Origin of the sequence: Mycolicibacterium mageritense, from assembly GCF_010727475.1 — a bacterium.
GTDB classification, from domain to species: Bacteria; Actinomycetota; Actinomycetes; order Mycobacteriales; family Mycobacteriaceae; genus Mycobacterium; species Mycobacterium mageritense.
The window spans coordinates 5,472,323-5,490,602 of record NZ_AP022567.1 but is presented as its reverse complement, the minus strand read 5'-3'; the positions used below and the strand labels follow the sequence as shown (position 1 = coordinate 5,490,602).

The following is an 18,280-nucleotide window of genomic DNA, read 5'->3' as shown; positions in this document are numbered from 1 at the left end:
GGCACCGATGACGGCTCGGCTGGCAGGATGGCAGGATGAGCGGCCCGAGGACACCCAGCGCCGACGTGGCGTTGGTGATCGCCGTCAAACGGCTCACAGCAGCCAAGACTCGACTGGCACCGATCTTTTCCGCGTCAACCCGTGAGGCCGTCGTGCTGGCCATGCTGGTCGACACCGTGACCGCGGCGTCTGCCGTGGCGCCGGTCACGGTGGTGACCCCCGACGACGTCGCCGCCGATGCCGCCAGGCAGCTCGGCGCGGCGGTGATCACGGACCCGACACCGGCAGGCCACCGCAACCCACTCAACAACGCGATCGCCGCCGCGGAGGCCGAGCTCCGCACATCGATACCGAATATCGTTGTCCTGCAAGGCGATCTTCCGGCCCTGCAGCCACAGGAGCTCGACGAGGCGCTGACCGCCGCACGGAATTACCCGCGAAGCTTCGTCGGCGACCGGCACGGCACGGGCACCTCGGCGTTGTTCGCGTTCGGCGTTCCGCTGCAGCCCGCGTTCGGTGCCGATTCGGCGGCCCACCACCGGCACTCCGGTGCGATCGAACTGACCGGTGCGTGGCCCGGCTTGCGCTGCGACATAGACACTCCCGACGATCTGTTGACTGCGCGGCGCCTAGGTGTCGGCGCGGCGACTGCGCAGGCGGTTGCAGAGCACCGGTAGCGGGTAGCCGCAGCGGCAACAGATAGGGAATGATCGGAAAGGTGAGCGAAGCCACCGAAGCGCAGGCTGGAATTCAATCCACCGACTCCGAACGGGACGGCGCGCCGGCCGGGACCGAGCCCGCGCCCAGTCCGGACTCCACACCGGAAGCTCCGCCCGCGGCCACCTCACCGGTGGTCGACAAGACCCTGCCCGAGGACCGGTACCTCAACCGCGAGCTGAGCTGGCTCGACTTCAACGCCCGCGTGCTGGCGCTGGCGGCCGATCCGTCCCTGCCTCTGTTGGAGCGGTTGAAGTTCCTGGCGATCTTCGCGTCCAACCTCGACGAGTTCTACATGGTCCGCGTCGCCGGGCTCAAACGCCGCGACGAGATGGGCCTGTCGGTGCGCTCGGCCGACGGGTTGTCACCCCGTGAACAGCTGCGCCGCATCAACGAACGCACACAACAGATCTCCAGCCGCCATGCCGCGGTGTTCCTCAACTCGGTGCGCCCGGCGCTCGCCGAGCAAGGCGTCGTCATCGTCACCTGGGCCGAACTCGACGACGACGAACGCGCGAAATTGTCCACCTACTTCCACGAACAGGTGTTCCCGGTGCTGACACCGCTCGCGGTGGATCCGGCGCACCCATTCCCGTTCGTGAGCGGCTTGAGCCTGAACCTGGCCATCACCGTCAAGCATCCCGACGACGGTGGCCAGCACTTCGCCCGAATCAAGGTGCCCGACAACGTCAACCGGTTCGTCGAACTGAGCCCTCCCGCCGACGGCTCGGACGTGGTGCGCTTCCTGCCGATGGAAGAGCTCATCGCGGCGTTCCTTCCGGTGCTGTTCCCCGGCCTGGAGGTGGTGGAGCACCACGCTTTCCGGATCACCCGCAACGCGGACTTCGAAGTCGAGGAAGACCGCGACGAAGATCTGCTCCAAGCCCTCGAGCGCGAACTGGCGCGGCGGCGATTCGGGTCGCCCGTGCGGCTGGAAGTGTCCGACGACATGACCGAGAGCATGCTGGAGCTGCTGCTGCGCGAACTCGACGTGGCACCCGGCGATGTCATCGAGGTGCCCGGGCTGCTCGATCTCTCGGCGCTGTGGCAGGTCTACAGCGTGGACCGCCCCGCGCTCAAGGATCCGCCGTTCGTGCCTGCCACGCCACCGGCGTTCGGCGAACGCGAAACACCCAAGAGCATTTTCTCGACGCTGCGCGACGGCGACGTGCTGGTGCACCACCCCTACGACTCGTTCTCCACGACCGTGCAACGGTTCATCGAACAAGCCGCGGCGGATCCCAACGTGCTCGCGATCAAGCAGACGCTGTACCGCACATCGGGCGATTCGCCGATCGTCAACGCCCTCATCGATGCCGCGGAGGCCGGCAAGCAGGTGGTGGCGCTGGTCGAGATCAAGGCCCGCTTCGACGAACAGGCCAACATCAAGTGGGCTCGTGCACTTGAGCAGGCGGGTGTGCACGTCGTGTACGGCCTGATCGGCCTGAAGACCCACTGCAAAACCTGCCTCGTGGTGCGGCGGGAAGGGTCGGCCATCCGCCGCTACTGCCATATCGGCACGGGCAACTACAACCCGAAAACCGCGCGCCTGTATGAAGATGTGGGCCTGCTGACCGCCGACCCCGACATCGGTTCGGATCTCACGGATCTGTTCAACTCGCTGACCGGCTACTCGCGCAAGGACTCGTACCGCAACTTGCTCGTCGCGCCGCGAGGCGTCCGCAAGGGCATCATCGAACGCATCGACCGGGAAATCGCCGCCCATCGCAGCGGCACCCCGAGCGGAATCCGGTTGAAGGCCAATGCACTGGTCGACGAGCAGGTGATCGATGCGCTCTACCGCGCGTCGCAGGCCGGGGTTCGCGTCGAGGTGGTGGTCCGCGGCATCTGTGCGCTACGCCCCGGTGTCGCCGGCTATTCCGACAACATCACCGTGCGGTCCATCCTGGGCCGGTTCCTCGAGCACTCACGCATTATTCACTTCCGCGCCATCGACGAATTCTGGATCGGTAGCGCCGACATGATGCATCGTAATCTCGACCGGCGTGTCGAGGTGATGGCGCAAGTCAAGGATCCACGGTTGACTGCGCAACTCAACGACGTGTTCGAGTCCGCCATGGACCCGGCCACCCGTTGTTGGGAACTGCGGCCCGACGGTCACTGGACGGCGCTGCCTCAGGAAGGGCAGACCGTACGGGACCACCAGGTGTCGCTGATGGAACGTCACCGGCACCCCTGATCCGGGTCGGGTACGGTCCACCGGCGGTACCAGGGAATGACCTGCAGGAGTTGAGGTGTCGAACGACAACACGACAACGGCGAAGTCGGCCAGGACCGTTCCCGCGGCGGGGGCCGTGCTGTGGCGGCCGGGCACCGGGCTGCCGGCCGATGCGGCTGCCGTCACAGAGGTGGCGATCATCCACCGTCCGCGGTACGACGACTGGTCGCTGCCGAAGGGCAAGGTGGATCCGGGTGAGACCGAACCGGTCACCGCGGTGCGCGAAGTCCACGAGGAGACGGGCTACACCGCTGTCCTGGGACGGCGGCTGGGCGCGATCTCATACGACATCCCGCAGGGCACCAAACGCGTCTGGTACTGGGCGGCCCGTACGACGGGCGGAGAGTTCGCCCCCAACAGTGAGGTGGACAAGCTCATCTGGTTGCCCGTCGACGCGGCCATGGACCAGCTGCAGTATCCGCATGATCGAAAAGTGTTGCGCCGCTTCACAAAACAACCGCCTGCCACCAAGACCGTGCTCGTCGTGCGGCACGGCTCCGCCGGCCGCCGGTCCCGGTTCAAGGGCGACGACCGCCAGCGGCCGCTGGACAAGCGCGGGCGCGCGCAGGCCGAGTCCCTGGTCGGTCAACTGCTGGCGTTCGGCGCCACAACGCTGTACGCCGCCGACCAGTTGCGGTGCCATCAGACCATCGCCCCGCTGGCCGAGGAACTCGGGACCGCGATCCACAACGAGCCGACGCTGACCGAAGGTGCATACGCGGGTAACCACAAGGCCGCCCGCAACCGGCTGGTCGAAATCGCCGCACGCGCCGGAACACCGGTGATCTGCTCGCAGGGCAAGGTGATCCCCGGTCTCATCGACTGGTGGTGTGAACGCGACGGGGTGCGCCCCAGCACGACCGGCAACCGCAAGGGCAGCACGTGGGTGCTGTCACTGGTCGACGGGCGCCTCGTGGCCGCCGACCACCTTGGCAGTCCGCTGGCCAAGCCCCGGTGACGGCGGCACAGAAAGGCACGCCGTGAGCTGAATCAGCTCACGGCGTGCCTGTCGGGAATCTACTTGCGGCCCTTCTTGGCCGGGGCCTTCTTGGCGGCGGTCTTCTTGGCCGGAGCCTTGGTCGCGGCCTTCTTGGCCGGAGCCTTGGCGGCGGCCTTCTTGGCCGGAGCCTTGGTCGCGGCCTTCTTCGCGGGCGCCTTGGTCGCGGCCTTCTTGGCCGGCGCCTTGGTCGCGGCCTTCTTCGCGGGCGCCTTGGTCGCGGCCTTCTTGGCCGGAGCCTTCGTGGCGGCCTTCTTGGCCGGGGCCTTCTTGGCCGCAGCCTTGGTGGCGGTCTTCTTGGCGGCGGTCCGCTTGGCGGGGCCTGCAGTCACACCACGCTTGACCGCGGGGCCGTCTGCCGGGAGGCGCTGTGCGCCAGAGACAACCGCCTTGAACTGCGCACCCGGCCGGAACGCCGGCACCGAGGTGGGCTTGACCTTCACCGTCTCACCGGTGCGCGGGTTACGCGCCACCCGAGCGGCGCGGCGGCGCTGCTCGAAAACGCCGAAGCCGGTGATAGTGACGCTGTCGCCCTTGTGCACCGCACGCACGATGGTGTCGACAACGTTCTCCACCGCGGCGGTAGCCTGCCGACGATCGGTGCCCAGTTTGGTTGTGAGTACGTCGATGAGCTCCGCTTTGTTCATCCAAAACCTCCGAAACCAGTGGTCCACTTTGAACCGACTAGAGGACACGGTAAACCCTGTGACCACTGATTTCCAAGAGCCACGCGCAATTTCAGGCGTAGCTAGCGAACTTTCCGGCAATCTGGTTGCCCCCCTTGGTCTCCTGTCCGGGGGGTCCAGAACCGGTTCGGTAGGCGGCGAATTCGGGTCGCCGAGGCCCCCGAATCAGGGGGTGAGGGTGCGGGGTTTCCAGCTCGGCCTGCGGGTCTCATAGGCCTCGATCGAGTCGAGTTTCCGCAGCGTAAGGCCTATATCGTCGAGTCCCTCGAGCAGTCGCCACGCGGTGTAATCGTCAATCCTGAACGGCACCACAACCGTTCCCGCGGTGACATTTCGATCTTGAAGATTCACAGTGATTTCCAAGCCCGGATTCTGCTCGATGAGCTTCCAAAGGAGCTCCACATCATCTTGGGACACCTCGGCGGCCAATAGCCCCGCTTTGCCCGCGTTGCCCCGGAAAATGTCGGCGAACCGGGATGAGATGACAACCCGGAAGCCGTAGTCCATGAGCGCCCAGACGGCGTGTTCCCGCGACGATCCGGTACCGAAATCGGGCCCGGCCACCAACACCGAGCCATTGTTGAACGGTGGCAGATTCAAGATGAATGACGGATCAGTGCGCCATGCGGCGAAAAGCCCGTCCTCAAATCCCGTTCGGGTCACCCGCTTCAGATAAACGGCGGGAATGATCTGATCGGTGTCGACATTCGACCGCCGCAGCGGAACGCCGATGCCGGTGTGGGTGGTGAAAGCTTCCATCGTCATCTCCTCTAACGGCTCGTAACAGCAGGCAGATCCGCTGGGGACGCCAATTTTCCGCGGACTGCGGTGGCGGCCGCGACGGCAGGCGACACCAGGTGCGTGCGGCCCCCCTTGCCCTGCCTGCCCTCGAAATTGCGATTCGACGTCGAGGCACAGCGCTGCCCCGGCGAGAGCTGATCGGGGTTCATCCCCAGACACATCGAGCAGCCGGCCTGGCGCCACTCGGCCCCCGCCGCGGTGAATACCCGGTCGAGTCCTTCCGATTCGGCCTGCGCCCGCACCCGCATCGACCCCGGCACGACGAGCATCCGCACACCGTCGGCCACCTTCCGGCCCCTCAGCACATCGGCCACCACCCGCAGATCCTCGATGCGGCCGTTGGTGCACGAGCCGACGAACACGGTGTCCACGGCGATGTCCCGCATGGCCATGCCCGCGCGAAGGTCCATATAGGCCAATGCCTTTTCCGCGGCCTGGCGTTCGGCGTCGTCGCCCATGAGCTCCGGATCGGGCACGGTCGCCGAGAGCGGAACACCCTGGCCCGGGTTGGTGCCCCACGTCACAAAGGGGCTCAGCGAGGCCGCGTCGAGGTAGACCTCGGTGTCGAATTCGGCGCCGTCGTCGGTGCGCAACCGGCTCCAGGCGGCAACCGCGGCATCCCAGTCCGCACCCTGCGGCGCGTGCGGGCGGCCTTTGAGGAACTCGAAGGTGGTCTCGTCGGGGGCGACCATCCCGGCGCGCGCGCCGGCTTCAATGCTCATGTTGCAGATCGTCATCCGGCCTTCCATCGACAGGGCCTCGATGGCGCTGCCGCGGTACTCGATGACGTGACCTTGGCCACCGCCCGTGCCGATCTTGGCGATGACGGCCAGGATGATGTCCTTGGCACTCACGCCCGCGGGCAGGACGCCGTCGACGTTGACCGCCATGGTCTTGAACGGCTTGAGCGGAAGCGTCTGCGTGGCCAGCACGTGTTCGACCTCAGACGTGCCGATACCCATTGCGATGGCACCGAATGCGCCGTGCGTCGAGGTGTGGCTGTCGCCGCATACCACGGTCATGCCGGGTTGGGTGAGTCCGAGTTGCGGCCCGATGATGTGCACGATGCCCTGCTCGGCGTCGCCCATCGGATGCAGCCGGATGCCGAATTCCTCGCAATTGCGCCGCAATGTCTCGACCTGTGTTCGCGACACCGGGTCGGCGATCGGCTTGTCGATGTCGACCGTCGGCACGTTGTGATCCTCGGTGGCGATGGTCAGATCGGGCCTGCGGACCGGGCGTCCGGCCATGCGCAGCCCGTCGAAGGCCTGCGGGCTGGTGACCTCGTGCACGAGATGCAGATCGATGTAGATCAGGTCGGGCTCGCCCTCCTGGGAGGCCACAACGTGGTCGGCCCACACCTTTTCGGCCATGGTGCGCGGCTTTCCGGAAGTCTGTGTCGGTTCGTTCATCGCTACTACTCGCTTCGGTTCAAAGCAGATGCGGGCGGCATCGAGCGTCCGCGTGGGCTGTAGAGCTACACTCGCCATCTCACATTCCGAGACGCTAGTATCTCTCTGTGAGAAATGATAGCGGCATCGGCGTGCTCGACAAAGCGGTGGGCGTACTGCACTCGGTCGCGGAGTCTCCGTGTGGGCTGGCCGAACTGGTGGAGCGGACCGGCCTCCCCCGGGCCACCGCCCACCGGCTGGCCGCGGGCCTGGAGACCCACCGCCTGCTGGCCCGAGACGGCGATGGGCGCTGGCGGCTCGGACCGGCCCTCACCGAATTGGCCTCGCACGTCAACGATCCGCTGCTGGCCGCGGGGGCCGCGGTGCTGCCGAGGCTCCGCGAGATCACCGGCGAGAGCGTCCAGCTGTACCGCAGGGAGGGACTGTCGCGGGTGTGCGTGGTTGCGCTCGAACCACCGGCCGGGCTGCGCGACACCGTGCCCGTCGGTACGCAATTGCCGATGACCGCGGGCTCGGGCGCCAAGGTCCTGCTGGCGTACGCCGATGCGGCCACCCAGCAGGCCGTGCTGCCGACCGCCAAGTTCACCGACCGGACACTGGCCGAGGTACGCCGGCGCGGATGGGCCCAGAGCGCGGCCGAACGCGAGCCCGGTGTGGCGAGCGTCTCCGCGCCGGTGCGCGACGGGCGCGGCACCGTGATCGCCGCGGTGTCGGTATCCGGACCGATCGATCGGATGGGCCGCCGCCCCGGGGCGCGCTGGGCCGCCGATCTCCTCGCGGCAGCCGATGCGTTGACCCGGAGACTGTGAGGCATCTCTCCCCTGCCCGCGCCCGCGGCACGCGACCGGCGGGCGAACAACGAAAAGGCGCTCAGCTCGTTTCGAGCTGAGCGCCTTTTCGCGTTTGTACCCCCGATGGGATTCGAACCCACGCTACCGCCGTGAGAGGGCGGCGTCCTAGGCCGCTAGACGACGGGGGCTAGAACTTCCGGTTGGTCAGCATAGCTCAGGTGATCACGCTGACCTAATCGACACGATTGGCTGGGGTACCAGGACTCGAACCTAGAATGGCTGAACCAGAATCAGCTGTGTTGCCAATTACACCATACCCCATTGGCTGCCCATCACCGCTGGTCACGGGCATTTTCGACTCGAACCGCTCGGCGGGGGCTTCCCCGCCTTGCTTATCGGGCCGACGAGCAGACTACCAAAGATTTCGACCCACTTTTCACACGGTGTCCGCCACGGCGCGCAACCGGGCCAAACTGCGCTCCCGGCCGAGCAGTTCCATGGACTCGAACAGCGGCGGGCTGACCGCCGCTCCGGTCACGGCGACCCGGATAGGACCGAAGGCCTTGCGGGGTTTGAGCTCCAGGCCGTCCACGAGGGCCGTCTTCAGGGCGTCCTCGATCGCGGCTGTGGTCCACTCTTCGAGGCCCTCAAGCGCGCTCAGGGCCGCGGCAAGCACGGGCGCGGCCTCGGGCTTGAGTTCCTTGCCCGCGGCCTTCTCGTCGAGCTCGTAGTCGCCGTCGTTGAAGAACTTCAGCAGCCCCCACGCGTCACCCAGCACGACGATGCGGGTCTGGACCAACGCGGCCGCCTCGGCGAATGCCGCGTCGTCCAGGCCGGTGTCATGGCCGTGTGTGACGAAGTACTCACGGAGCCGCGCGGTGAACTCGTCCGGCGCGAGCATGCGGATGTGCTCGGCGTTGATGGCGTCGGCCTTCTTCTGGTCGAAGCGGGCCGGGTTTGAGTTGACGTCGACGACGTCGAACGCCGCCACCATTTCGTCGAGGCTGAACACGTCGTGGTCGTCGGCGATGCCCCACCCGAGCAGCGCCAGATAGTTCAGCAGCCCCTCGGGGATGAATCCGCGATCGCGGTGCAGGAACAGATTTGACTGCGGGTCACGTTTCGACAACTTTTTGTTGCCGTCGCCCAGCACGCTCGGCAGGTGCGCGAATTCGGGGATCGCGTCGGTGACGCCGATCCGGATGAGCGCCTGGTACAACGCCAGCTGCCGCGGCGTCGACGGCAGCAGATCCTCACCGCGGAGCACATGGGTGATCTTCATCAACGCGTCGTCGACCGGATTGACCAACGTGTAGAGCGGATCTCCGTTGGCGCGCGTGATCGCATAGTCGGGCACGACACCGGCGGCGAACGTGGTCGGCCCCCGCACCAGGTCGTTCCAGGTGAGATCCTCGTCGGGCATCCGCAGCCGCAAAACCGGCTCGCGCCCCTCGGCGGCGAACCGGGCGCGCTGCTCGTCGGTGAGCGTACGGTCGAAGTTGTCGTAGCCCAGCTTGGGATTTCGGCCCGCGGCGATGTGGCGGGCCTCGACCTCCGCCGGCGTCGAGTAGGCCTCGTACACCTCGCCGGCCTCTTTGAGACGCGCGATCACATCGCGGTAGATCGCGGACCGCTCGGATTGCCGGTAGGGCTCGTGCGGACCCCCGACCTCGGGGCCCTCGTCCCAATTGAGTCCGAGCCACCGCAATGCATCGAGAATCGCGTCGTAGCTTTCCTGGCTGTCACGCGCGGCGTCGGTGTCCTCGATCCGGAACACGAACGTACCGCCGGTGTGTCGCGCATACGCCCAGTTGAACAGCGCGGTCCGGACCAGGCCGACGTGCGGAGTACCGGTGGGCGACGGGCAGAATCGGACCCGAACGGGAGCGTTGGTCATCTACTTACCTCTACTTCTGCTTGCGCACAACGGGATTGGTGAGGGTGCCGATGCCCTCGACGGTGATGCTCACGGTGTCACCGTGCTCTATCGGGCCCACGCCCTCGGGTGTTCCGGTCAGGATGAGGTCACCGGGCAGCAGGGTCATGACAGCCGACGCCCACTCGACGATCGCGCCGATGTCGTGGATCATCAACGAGGTTCGGCTGCGCTGCCGTACCTCACTCTCGCCGGCGGAGCCGGCAATCGGACGGGTGACCTCCGTTCGGATTTCGAGATCCGACGGATCGATCGCCGTCTCGATCCACGGGCCCACCGGGCAGAAGGTGTCGTGCCCCTTGGCCCGCATCCACTGCCCATCCTTCTGTTGCTGATCGCGCGCCGACACGTCGTTGGCGATCGTGTAGCCGAGGATGTTCTCGGCGGCGCGTGCGGCGGGCACGTCCTTGCACGGCCGTCCGATGACGGCGGCGAGTTCGCCCTCGTGGTGCACCGGGAACGCATCGGCCGGCAACTGGATCGGCACTCCCGGGCCGATGATCGCAGTGTTCGGTTTGAGGAAGATCACCGGATCCTCCGGGACCACGCCACCCATCTCCTCGGCATGTGCGGCGTAGTTCTTGCCCATGCAGATCACCTTGCTGGCCAGAATCGGTGCCAGCAGGCGCACATCGGCCAGTGGCCAGGTCCGCCCGGTGAAATTCGGTGTACCGAACGGATGTTCGGCGATCTCCTTGCAGACGGCGTCCGCACCGTCGCCTTCGATGCTCACGAAAGCGACCCCGTCAGGACTGGCGATTCGACCTAAGCGCATTGGGTAAGCCTAATGACCGGCCCTGGTGGCGCGGCCCCGGGTGATCGCCGTCAGCTCCCGTCGAACAACGCCCGCAGGAACGGGGTCGAGTCGCCAAGCGAGGCCAGCACCGTGCCCGAGTGGTCCTGGTCGGGATAGACCTTGAGGGTGACGTCCTGCCCGTTGGCCTTCAGCTGATCGTCGAGCTGAAGCGACATCGTGGGTGGCACATCACGATCGAGCAGCCCGACGCCGAGAAAGATCGGCCGGTCATACCCGCTGGTGGGGGTGCCGAGGTAGTGGTCGAGCGCATCGGCGATCCCGGGCAGCGAGGCCAACGGCGCGCTGAAGAACCCTGTTGGCGTCATACGCGCCAGCTCGTGGTCGAGTTGCGGCTTGCACACGGTCTGCGCCTTGTCGACGGCGTCCCGCCCGTCGGGCGTGAGCACACTGTCGATGTCGATACCGGTGAGCGCTTCCCGGAGACCCGCGAGCAGGTAGGCCGTGTAACTGTTGGCCGCAGGCCCGGCGCCGGCGGGCAACTCCAGGCCGGGGCCGGCCTGGATGACGATGTTCTCGACTCCCGCGGGCGTTCCGGTCGCCACCACGCCGCGGTAGTCGAGGCCGGTCCCGCGACTGAATTCCGTTGCCCACCGCGCGCTGTTGACGGCCGCGCCGCCACCCTGGGACTGCCCGACGATCGTCCACTTCGGCGAGAGCGGAAGCCCCATCTGATGCATCGCGATGACCGAATCGACCACACCGTGCGCGGTTGCGATGCTGTTGAGATAGCTCATGAGACCGGGCGTGCCGAGCCCCGCGTAATCGGAGCCGACGACGGCGTACCCCTGCTCCAGCCAATGACTGAGGTACTCGTTGTCCCTCTCACTGCGCGGTTGCGCCGAAGGCGTGCAGTCATCACCCAGCCCGACCGTGCCGTGCGCCCAGGCGATCACCGGCCAACCGCCCTGGGGCGGTTCGCCGTGCGGGATGAACACCGCCGCGGTGCTGACCGCAGGTGAATCATGTTGATCCACCGTCGAATACAAGATCCGATAAGCGCGGGCCGCACCTGCGACCGACAGCGCGGGAGGCAGCGGGGCCGACGTGATCAGGGTTCCCGGCGCGGGAATCGGGCCCGCGTACTCGCGGGCGTCGAGGCCGGACCAGTCCGGGGCCGCAGCCCCGGCCACCGGCAGCGGAGTCGCCGTCGCAAATCCCGCCATCACCACCGCAATTGCGACAAGCCGCATGCCCACAGTCACCGTCACAGGCTAAGTGCCGTGTTCACCGATCTCATGATGTGGAATGCATGTTCAATATTTTGAGACCGGCGTGCGACGATGGCCTTATGACCAGCCCGTCGATCGGAACTGCACGCCGTTGGTCCATGCTCGTGATCGCGTTGACCGCGACGACCTGTGCCAACGTGTTCATCAACGGCGCAGCGTTTCTCATCCCCACGCTGCACGACGAACGCGGGCTCGACCTCGCGACCGCCGGTCTGCTGTCATCGATGCCCAGCTTCGGCCTCGTCGTGACGCTGATCGCATGGGGCTACCTGGTCGACCGGGTCGGCGAGCGGATCGTGCTCGCGGTCGGCTCGGCGCTGACGGCCGCCGCGGCACTCGCCGCGGCCTATGCGCAGTCGTTGGTCGCGGTCGGCGCGTTCCTGCTGTTGGGCGGGATGGCGGCGGCCAGCAGCAATTCCGCCAGCGGACGCCTGGTGGTGGGCTGGTTCCCGCCGAACCAGCGCGGACTGGTGATGGGTATCCGCCAGACCGCCACGCCGCTGGGTGTCGGCCTTGGCGCCCTGGTGATTCCGCGGCTGGCCGAATCTCACGGGGTGACAGCGGCATTGCTGTTCCCCGCCATCGTGTGTGCGTTCGCGGCGGTGATGTGCGCCGTGGGTGTCATCGATCCGCCGCGGCCACCGCGCACCGAGGCGCCTCAAGAGCATCTCGCCAATCCGTACCGCGGCTCGTCGGTCCTGTGGCGCATCCACGCCGTATCGGTGCTGTTGGTGGTGCCGCAGGGCATGGTGTGGACCTTCACCCTGGTCTGGCTCATGAGTGACCGCGGCTGGTCCGCCGCATCGGCCGGCGCGCTGGTCACGGTGTCCCAATTGTTGGGCGCCGCCGGACGAATCGCGGCAGGCCGATGGTCGGACGTCGTCGGACAGCGGTTGCGGCCCATCCGCACGATCGCGGCCGCGGCCGCCGTGACGATGGGTCTACTGGCGCTCACCGATTGGCTGAGCTCGCCGATCAGCGTCGCACTGGTCGTGATCGCGTCGGTCATCACGGTTTCCGACAACGGTCTGGCGTTCACGGCCATCGCCGAGATCGCCGGACCGTTCTGGAGTGGCCGCGCGCTCGGCACCCAGAACACCGCACAGCACCTGGCCACCGCCAGCTCGGCACCGCTCTTCGGTGGATTGATCGGTGTCGCCGGGTATCCCGTGGCATTCGCGGTGTGCGCCGTACTGCCGCTGCTGGCCGTCCCGCTGGTACCGGCCGACGCTGAAACCTAGACCTTGCGGCCGGTCATCGCATCGCGCAACCGGTCGATCAGGCCTTCGCCCGGCGCCAGGATCTTGTTGAACGGTGCACGATTCGGCGCGGACGGATGCGGCCGGGTCGGTGCCGAGCGCTTGCTGTGCTCGAACTTCTCCCCGAGGGCGCGCAGTTCCGTATCGCTGCATGCGGTGCGCAGGCCCGGGAGAACCTCGCGTTCCTCGGATTCGAAGTGTTGGCGGACGTCGTCGATCAGCTTGGTGATAAGGCTCTCGAATTGGGTGTCGTCCGCGTGCAGCCCCTCGATGCGCTTCATGACCCATTCGGCGTCGGTGTGCTCTCTGAGCTTCCGATTGGCCAGGTCGTCACCGGCAGGCAGAGCCTTCCGGGCCGCGGGATAAAGGTATTCCTCCTCCCCGATCGAATGGCGCACGAGTTCGGCGATGGCATGCTCGACGAGTTCGTGCCGTTTCGCCGGGGTACCGCAGCCCTCGATCTCCTTGAAGACTGCTTCGACCTCGCGGTGATCCGCGATGATCCTGTCGACGAGATCCTGCGTATCTGACGTCGTCATGATTCGCTCCTCGGTCGGTGCCGCCCGGAATGCAGGCAACTCTGACGCTAGGCCGGAGCCAGGGCGGATTCAACCGTCGGCGAATCGGGTTACCGGCCAACGCTTCCGATGACCACATCGCCGAGACTGCGGTGAGGGCGCAGAAATCCGACGGATCCGCGCCCTCAGCGCAGGATCAACCCAGGAGCGAGACGATCCGCTCGCCGACCTCGCTGGTCGACAGCTTGGCATCGCCGCGGGTGGCCAGATGCTCGCCGACAGCCTTGTCGACGCGCGCGGCGGCCTCGGTCTCGCCGACGTGCGCCAGCAAGAGCGCCACGCTCATGACGGCCGCGGTCGGATCTGCGATGCCCTGCCCCGCGATGTCGGGCGCGCTGCCGTGCACGGGCTCGAACATCGACGGGTTGGTCCGCGTCGCGTCGATGTTGCCGCTCGCGGCCAGGCCGATGCCGCCGCACACCGCGGCGGCCAGATCGGTGATGATGTCGCCGAAGAGGTTGTCGGTGACGATCACGTCGAAGCGGCCGGGATCGGTGACCATGTGGATGGTCGCGGCGTCGATGTGCTGGTAGGCGACCTCGACGTCGGGGTACTCCTTGCCGACCTCGGCCACGATGCGCGACCACAGCCCGCCGGCGAAGGCCAGCACATTCGTCTTGTGCACCAACGTCAGATGCTTGCGCCGCGTCTGCGCGCGGGCGAACGCATCCCGTACGACGCGCTCGACGCCGAACGCCGTGTTGACACTGACCTCGGTGGCCACCTCGTGCGGGGTGCCGACGCGCAGGGCACCGCCGTTACCGGTGTACGGGCCTTCGGTGCCTTCGCGGACCACCACGAAATCGATGTCGGACACCCCGGTCAGCGGGCTGCTGACGCCGGCATACAGGCGTCCCGGTCGCAGGTTCACGTGATGGTCGAGCGCGAACCGCAGCTTGAGCAGCAAGCCGCGCTCGAGCACACCGCTGGGCACCGAAGGATCGCCGATCGCACCGAGCAGGATCGCGTCGTGCGAGCGCAGCTCCTCGATGGTGTCCTCGGTGAGCAGTTCACCGGTGGCGTGGTACCGCCGCGCGCCCAGGTCGTATTCGGTGCGCTCCACACCGGGCAGCACCACGTCGAGCACCTTCAGCGCTTCCGCGATGACTTCCGGTCCGATGCCGTCACCGGCGATTACAGCGAGCTTCATGACAGGTCAACCACTTCCAGTGTGGTGGCGCCGACCGCCGAGGCGATCGCGGCGCGCACGTCGTCGGGCACGTCGGTGTCCAGGCGCAGCATCACCGTCGCATTGTCGCCGGTGGCGTCCTGGCTCAACTGCGCGCCGAGGATGTTGACGTTGGCGCCACCCAGCAGGGTGCCGATCTTGCCCAGCGCACCGGGCTGATCGGTGTAGTTGACGATCAGGTTGACGCCCTCGGCACGCAGATCGAAGTTGCGGCCGTTGATCTGGACGACCTTCTGCACCTGCTGCGGACCGGACAGCGTGCCGGCCACGTTGATGGCCGAGCCGTCGGCGTGCACCGCGCGGACGTCGACGACGCTGCGGTGGTTGGGGCTTTCGGTCGCGGTGCTGATATCGGCGGTCACACCGCGGTCGGCCGCGAGGGCCGGCGCGTTGACGAACGTCACCTGCTCGTCGACCACGGCGGAGAACAGCCCGCGAAGCGCCGAAAGCCGTAGAATCTCAACGTCTTCCGACGCCAGCTCACCACGCACCTGCACCGACAGCGTCACGGGCGGCGCGTCGGAGAGCACACCGACCAGCAGGCCCAGCTTGCGGACCAGTTCCAGCCACGGCGCGACCTCTTCGCCGACGACTCCCCCACCCACGTTGACGGCGTCGGGCACGAACTCGCCGGCCAGCGCGAGCTTCACACTCGCGGCCACATCCGTGCCTGCGCGGTCCTGCGCCTCGGCGGTCGACGCGCCGAGGTGCGGCGTGACGACAACCTGCGGCAGCTCGAACAGCGGGCTGTCGGTGCAGGGCTCGGTCGAGAAGACGTCGAGCCCCGCGGCGCGAACATGGCCGCTGGTGATCGCGTCGGCCAGGGCCTGCTCGTCGATCAGGCCGCCGCGCGCGGCGTTGACGATGATCACGCCCGGCTTGGTCTTGGCGAGCGCTTCCTTGCCGATCAGCCCGGCGGTCTCCTTGGTCTTGGGCAGGTGCACCGAGATGAAGTCGGCGCGGCCGAGCAGCTCGTCGAGCGGCAGCAACTCGATGCCGAGCTGGGCGGCGCGGGCCTGCGAGACGTAAGGGTCGTACGCGACGATGTGCGCGCCGAACGCCGCGAGCCGCTGCGCGACGAGCTGACCGATGCGGCCGAGGCCGACGACACCGACGGTCTTGCCGAAGATCTCGGTACCCGAGAACGACGACCGCTTCCAGGTGTGTTCACGCAAGGTCGCGTCGGCGGCGGGGATCTGGCGCGCGGCCGCCAGCAGCAGCGCGAGCGCATGCTCGGCCGCACTGTGGATGTTGGAGGTCGGCGCGTTGACCACGAGCACACCGCGCGCCGTGGCAGCGTCGACGTCGACATTGTCCAGGCCGACGCCCGCGCGGGCGACGATCTTGAGCTTCGGGGCCGCGGCGATGACCTCGGCGTCGACCGTCGTCGCGGAACGCACCAGCAGCGCGTCGGCCTCGGGCACGGCGGCCAGCAGCTTCTCGCGGTCCGGACCGTCGACCCACCTGACCTCTACCTGGTCGCCCAGGGCGGCAACAGTCGATTCCGCGAGCTTGTCGGCAATCAGTACAACGGGAAGACTCACGCGGACAGCCTAGTGTGTGGCCCTTACCACGCCCGCAGCGCGTGCGGTCTACTGGTGGCGTGGACGTCACAGTCGTCGGCAGCGGCCCCAACGGACTGGCCGCCGCGGTCATATGCGCCCGCGCCGGCCTGTCGGTCCGGGTCATCGAGGCACAGGCGACCGCGGGCGGCGGTACCCGCAGCGCACCCGACCCGGAGTTCCCCGGCGTGCTCCATGACGTCTGTTCGGCCGTACACCCGCTGGCGTACGCGTCGCCGTTCTTCGCCGAGTTCGGTCTGGCGGATCGCATCGCGTTGAACGTTCCGGAGATCTCCTACGCCAATCCGCTGCCCGGCAGGCCCGCCGCAGTGGCCTACCGCGACCTCGAGCGCACGTGCGCCGAGTTGAGCCACGGCGCCTCGTGGCGATGGCTTCTGGGACCGATGGTGCGGCGCAGCGAGGCCGCGACCGCCTTCGTGCTCGGCGACAAGCGCTCATTGCCGCCCGACCTCGTCACCGCGGCCCGCCTCGCGCTGCGGATGTTGATCCAGGGCAGCCCGGCGTGGAATCTGCTGCGCGGCGAGGATGCTCGCGCTCTGTTGAGTGGTGTTGCCGCGCACACGATTTCGCAGATGCCCTCGATGACGTCCGCGGGCTTGGGCATGATGCTGGCCGTGTTGGCGCACTCGGTGGGGTGGCCCGTGCCGACGGGCGGCAGCCAGGCCATCGCCGACGCGTTGATCGCCGACCTGCTGGCGCACGGCGGCGAATTGGTGCTCGGTGAGCCCGTCACGGAACCGCCGCAGGGCGTGGTGCTCTACGACACTCCGGCCAAAGCCCTGCTGAACATCTACGGCGACCGGCTGCCGTCGCGTTACGCGGCGGCGTTGCGCAGGCTGCGCCCCAACCCCGGAGTGGCGAAGGTCGATTTCGTGCTGGCCGACGAGATCCCTTGGCGCGACGCACGGCTGGCCCACACGGTCACGTTCCACCTCGGCGGCACCCGCCCGCAGATGGCCCGCGCCGAGCGGGCCATCGCGCGGGGCAGGCATGCCGACTGGCCTATGGTGCTCGCGGCATCTCCCCACGTTGCCGACCCGAATCGGGTTGACGCCCAGGGTCGTCGACCGTTCTGGAGCTATGTGCACGTGCCCCGCGACTCGCCGCTCGATCAGACCGACGCCGTGGTCGAGATCATGGAGCGATTCGCCCCCGGGTTCCGCGACATCGTGGTGGCAACCCGTTCCGTCCCCGCGTCCAGACTCGCCGAGCACAACGCGAGCCTCACCGCCGGGGACATCACGGGCGGCGGCAACAGCGCGTGGCGCGCGCTCGCCGGGCCCACACTGCGACTGGTGCCATGGGCCACCCCGGTCCCCCGGGCGTATCTGTGTTCGGCCGCGGCTCCACCGAACGGCGGAGTGCACGGGATGGCCGGCTACTACGCCGCCCGCACGATGCTCAAACGCGAGTTCGGCATCACGCAACTGCCTAAGCTGGCGCCGTGACCAAACTCGCAGTCATCTACTACTCAGCCACCGGCCACGGCACCAGCATGGCGCAACGCGTCGCCAAGGCTGCCGAATCGGCAGGTGCGGAAGTCCGCGTCCGCCACGTCGCCGAGACGGCCGACCCCGAGTCGTTCGCCCACAATCCGGCCTGGACCGCCAATTACGAAGCCACCAAGGATCTTCCGTCGGCCTCCGGCGACGATGTGGTCTGGGCTGACGCGGTGATCTTCGGCTCCCCGACCCGATTCGGCTCCGTCGCTTCGCAATTGCGCGGCTTTCTCGATTCGCTCGGCGGTCTGTGGTCACAGGGCAAGCTCGCCGACAAGGTCTACGCGGGGTTCACCTCGACCAACACCGCACACGGCGGGCAGGAAACCACGCTGCTCACGCTCTACGTCACGCTCATGCACTGGGGCGGCATCATCGTGCCGCCCGGCTACACCGAACCCCTCAAGTTCGCCGACGGCAACCCGTACGGTGCGAGCCTGCTGGCCAATCACGACAACATCAGCGATTTCGACGACACGACGGAAGCGGCCTTGGAGCACCTGGCTCGCCGCGTCGTCAGCGTGACCGACCGGCTGATTTGACGGGT

Annotated in this window: 16 protein-coding genes and 2 tRNA genes; 7 read left to right on the top strand and 11 right to left on the bottom strand. The window is 67.5% G+C overall.

Annotation, left to right across the window (positions count from 1 at the left end; all coding sequences use genetic code 11):
* Positions 1–35: 35 nt before the first annotated feature.
* Genes cofC through mutT1 form a run of 3 tightly spaced genes read left to right on the top strand, consistent with a single transcriptional unit; the run spans position 36 to position 3,914 of the window.
* The gene (gene cofC, locus G6N67_RS26495; protein WP_036436525.1) at positions 36–677 is read left to right on the top strand and encodes a 2-phospho-L-lactate guanylyltransferase; all 642 of its coding nucleotides are present in this window, start codon (positions 36–38) and stop codon (positions 675–677) included.
* Between the two features lie 29 nt (positions 678–706).
* Positions 707–2,917, top strand: coding sequence for an RNA degradosome polyphosphate kinase (locus G6N67_RS26490; protein ID WP_036436523.1), 2,211 nt, complete (start codon positions 707–709; stop codon positions 2,915–2,917).
* A 55-nt stretch (positions 2,918–2,972) separates the two neighbouring features.
* Positions 2,973–3,914: an 8-oxo-(d)GTP phosphatase MutT1 gene (gene mutT1, locus G6N67_RS26485; RefSeq protein WP_036436521.1), complete on the top strand. Its 942-nt coding sequence runs from the start codon at positions 2,973–2,975 to the stop codon at positions 3,912–3,914.
* Between the two features lie 59 nt (positions 3,915–3,973).
* Here the strand turns inward: mutT1 and G6N67_RS26480 are convergent, their stop codons facing one another.
* From G6N67_RS26480 to leuC, 3 genes are all read right to left on the bottom strand, one after another.
* Positions 3,974–4,600, bottom strand: coding sequence for an HU family DNA-binding protein (locus tag G6N67_RS26480; RefSeq protein WP_036436519.1), 627 nt, complete (start codon positions 4,598–4,600; stop codon positions 3,974–3,976).
* Between the two features lie 204 nt (positions 4,601–4,804).
* Positions 4,805–5,398 (bottom strand): 3-isopropylmalate dehydratase small subunit, encoded by a 594-nt coding sequence (gene leuD / locus G6N67_RS26475; RefSeq protein WP_036438310.1) that lies wholly within the window; start codon positions 5,396–5,398, stop codon positions 4,805–4,807.
* An 11-nt stretch (positions 5,399–5,409) separates the two neighbouring features.
* Positions 5,410–6,852: a 3-isopropylmalate dehydratase large subunit gene (gene leuC, locus G6N67_RS26470; protein WP_036436517.1), complete on the bottom strand. Its 1,443-nt coding sequence runs from the start codon at positions 6,850–6,852 to the stop codon at positions 5,410–5,412.
* A 107-nt stretch (positions 6,853–6,959) separates the two neighbouring features.
* Here leuC and G6N67_RS26465 point away from each other — a divergent pair, with 107 nt between their 5' ends.
* Positions 6,960–7,661: an IclR family transcriptional regulator gene (locus G6N67_RS26465; RefSeq protein ID WP_036436515.1), complete on the top strand. Its 702-nt coding sequence runs from the start codon at positions 6,960–6,962 to the stop codon at positions 7,659–7,661.
* A 97-nt stretch (positions 7,662–7,758) separates the two neighbouring features.
* Here the strand turns inward: G6N67_RS26465 and G6N67_RS26460 are convergent.
* From G6N67_RS26460 to G6N67_RS26440, 5 genes are all read right to left on the bottom strand, one after another.
* Positions 7,759–7,831 (bottom strand) — tRNA-Glu (locus G6N67_RS26460).
* Positions 7,832–7,889: 58 nt separating this feature from the next.
* Positions 7,890–7,964: transfer RNA gene (locus G6N67_RS26455), tRNA-Gln, on the bottom strand.
* A gap of 115 nt (positions 7,965–8,079) precedes the next feature.
* Positions 8,080–9,540 (bottom strand): glutamate--tRNA ligase, encoded by a 1,461-nt coding sequence (gltX, locus tag G6N67_RS26450; RefSeq protein WP_036436513.1) that lies wholly within the window; start codon positions 9,538–9,540, stop codon positions 8,080–8,082.
* A gap of 10 nt (positions 9,541–9,550) precedes the next feature.
* Positions 9,551–10,354, bottom strand: a complete 804-nt coding sequence (locus G6N67_RS26445) for a fumarylacetoacetate hydrolase family protein (protein WP_036436511.1) — start codon at positions 10,352–10,354, stop codon at positions 9,551–9,553.
* Between the two features lie 50 nt (positions 10,355–10,404).
* Entirely contained in the window at positions 10,405–11,559 is a 1,155-nt protein-coding gene (locus tag G6N67_RS26440; protein ID WP_036438309.1) for an alpha/beta hydrolase family protein, read from the bottom strand.
* A gap of 125 nt (positions 11,560–11,684) precedes the next feature.
* On the opposite strand from G6N67_RS26440, the gene G6N67_RS26435 reads away from it, so the two are divergent.
* Positions 11,685–12,866, top strand: a complete 1,182-nt coding sequence (locus tag G6N67_RS26435; RefSeq protein WP_036436509.1) for an MFS transporter — start codon at positions 11,685–11,687, stop codon at positions 12,864–12,866.
* On the opposite strand, the gene G6N67_RS26430 is transcribed toward G6N67_RS26435, so the two are convergent.
* From G6N67_RS26430 to serA, 3 genes are all read right to left on the bottom strand, one after another.
* A complete protein-coding gene (locus G6N67_RS26430; protein ID WP_036436507.1) occupies positions 12,863–13,423 on the bottom strand; it encodes a hemerythrin domain-containing protein in 561 nt (186 codons plus the stop codon). The genes G6N67_RS26435 and G6N67_RS26430 overlap by 4 nt on opposite strands.
* Before the next feature lie 175 nt (positions 13,424–13,598).
* Positions 13,599–14,612, bottom strand: coding sequence for a 3-isopropylmalate dehydrogenase (locus G6N67_RS26425; RefSeq protein WP_036436505.1), 1,014 nt, complete (start codon positions 14,610–14,612; stop codon positions 13,599–13,601).
* Positions 14,609–16,195, bottom strand: coding sequence for a phosphoglycerate dehydrogenase (serA, locus tag G6N67_RS26420; protein ID WP_036436503.1), 1,587 nt, complete (start codon positions 16,193–16,195; stop codon positions 14,609–14,611). The genes G6N67_RS26425 and serA overlap by 4 nt, the downstream gene beginning before the upstream one ends.
* Before the next feature lie 59 nt (positions 16,196–16,254).
* Between serA and G6N67_RS26415 the strand changes: the two genes are divergently transcribed.
* Both G6N67_RS26415 and wrbA read left to right on the top strand, forming a co-directional pair.
* Positions 16,255–17,682 carry a phytoene desaturase family protein gene (locus G6N67_RS26415; protein WP_036436501.1) on the top strand — a complete coding sequence of 476 codons (1,428 nt, stop codon included), beginning with the start codon at positions 16,255–16,257 and terminating at the stop codon, positions 17,680–17,682.
* Positions 17,679–18,275: an NAD(P)H:quinone oxidoreductase gene (gene wrbA / locus G6N67_RS26410; protein ID WP_036436499.1), complete on the top strand. Its 597-nt coding sequence runs from the start codon at positions 17,679–17,681 to the stop codon at positions 18,273–18,275. The genes G6N67_RS26415 and wrbA overlap by 4 nt, the downstream gene beginning before the upstream one ends.
* Positions 18,276–18,280: the final 5 nt, after the last annotated feature.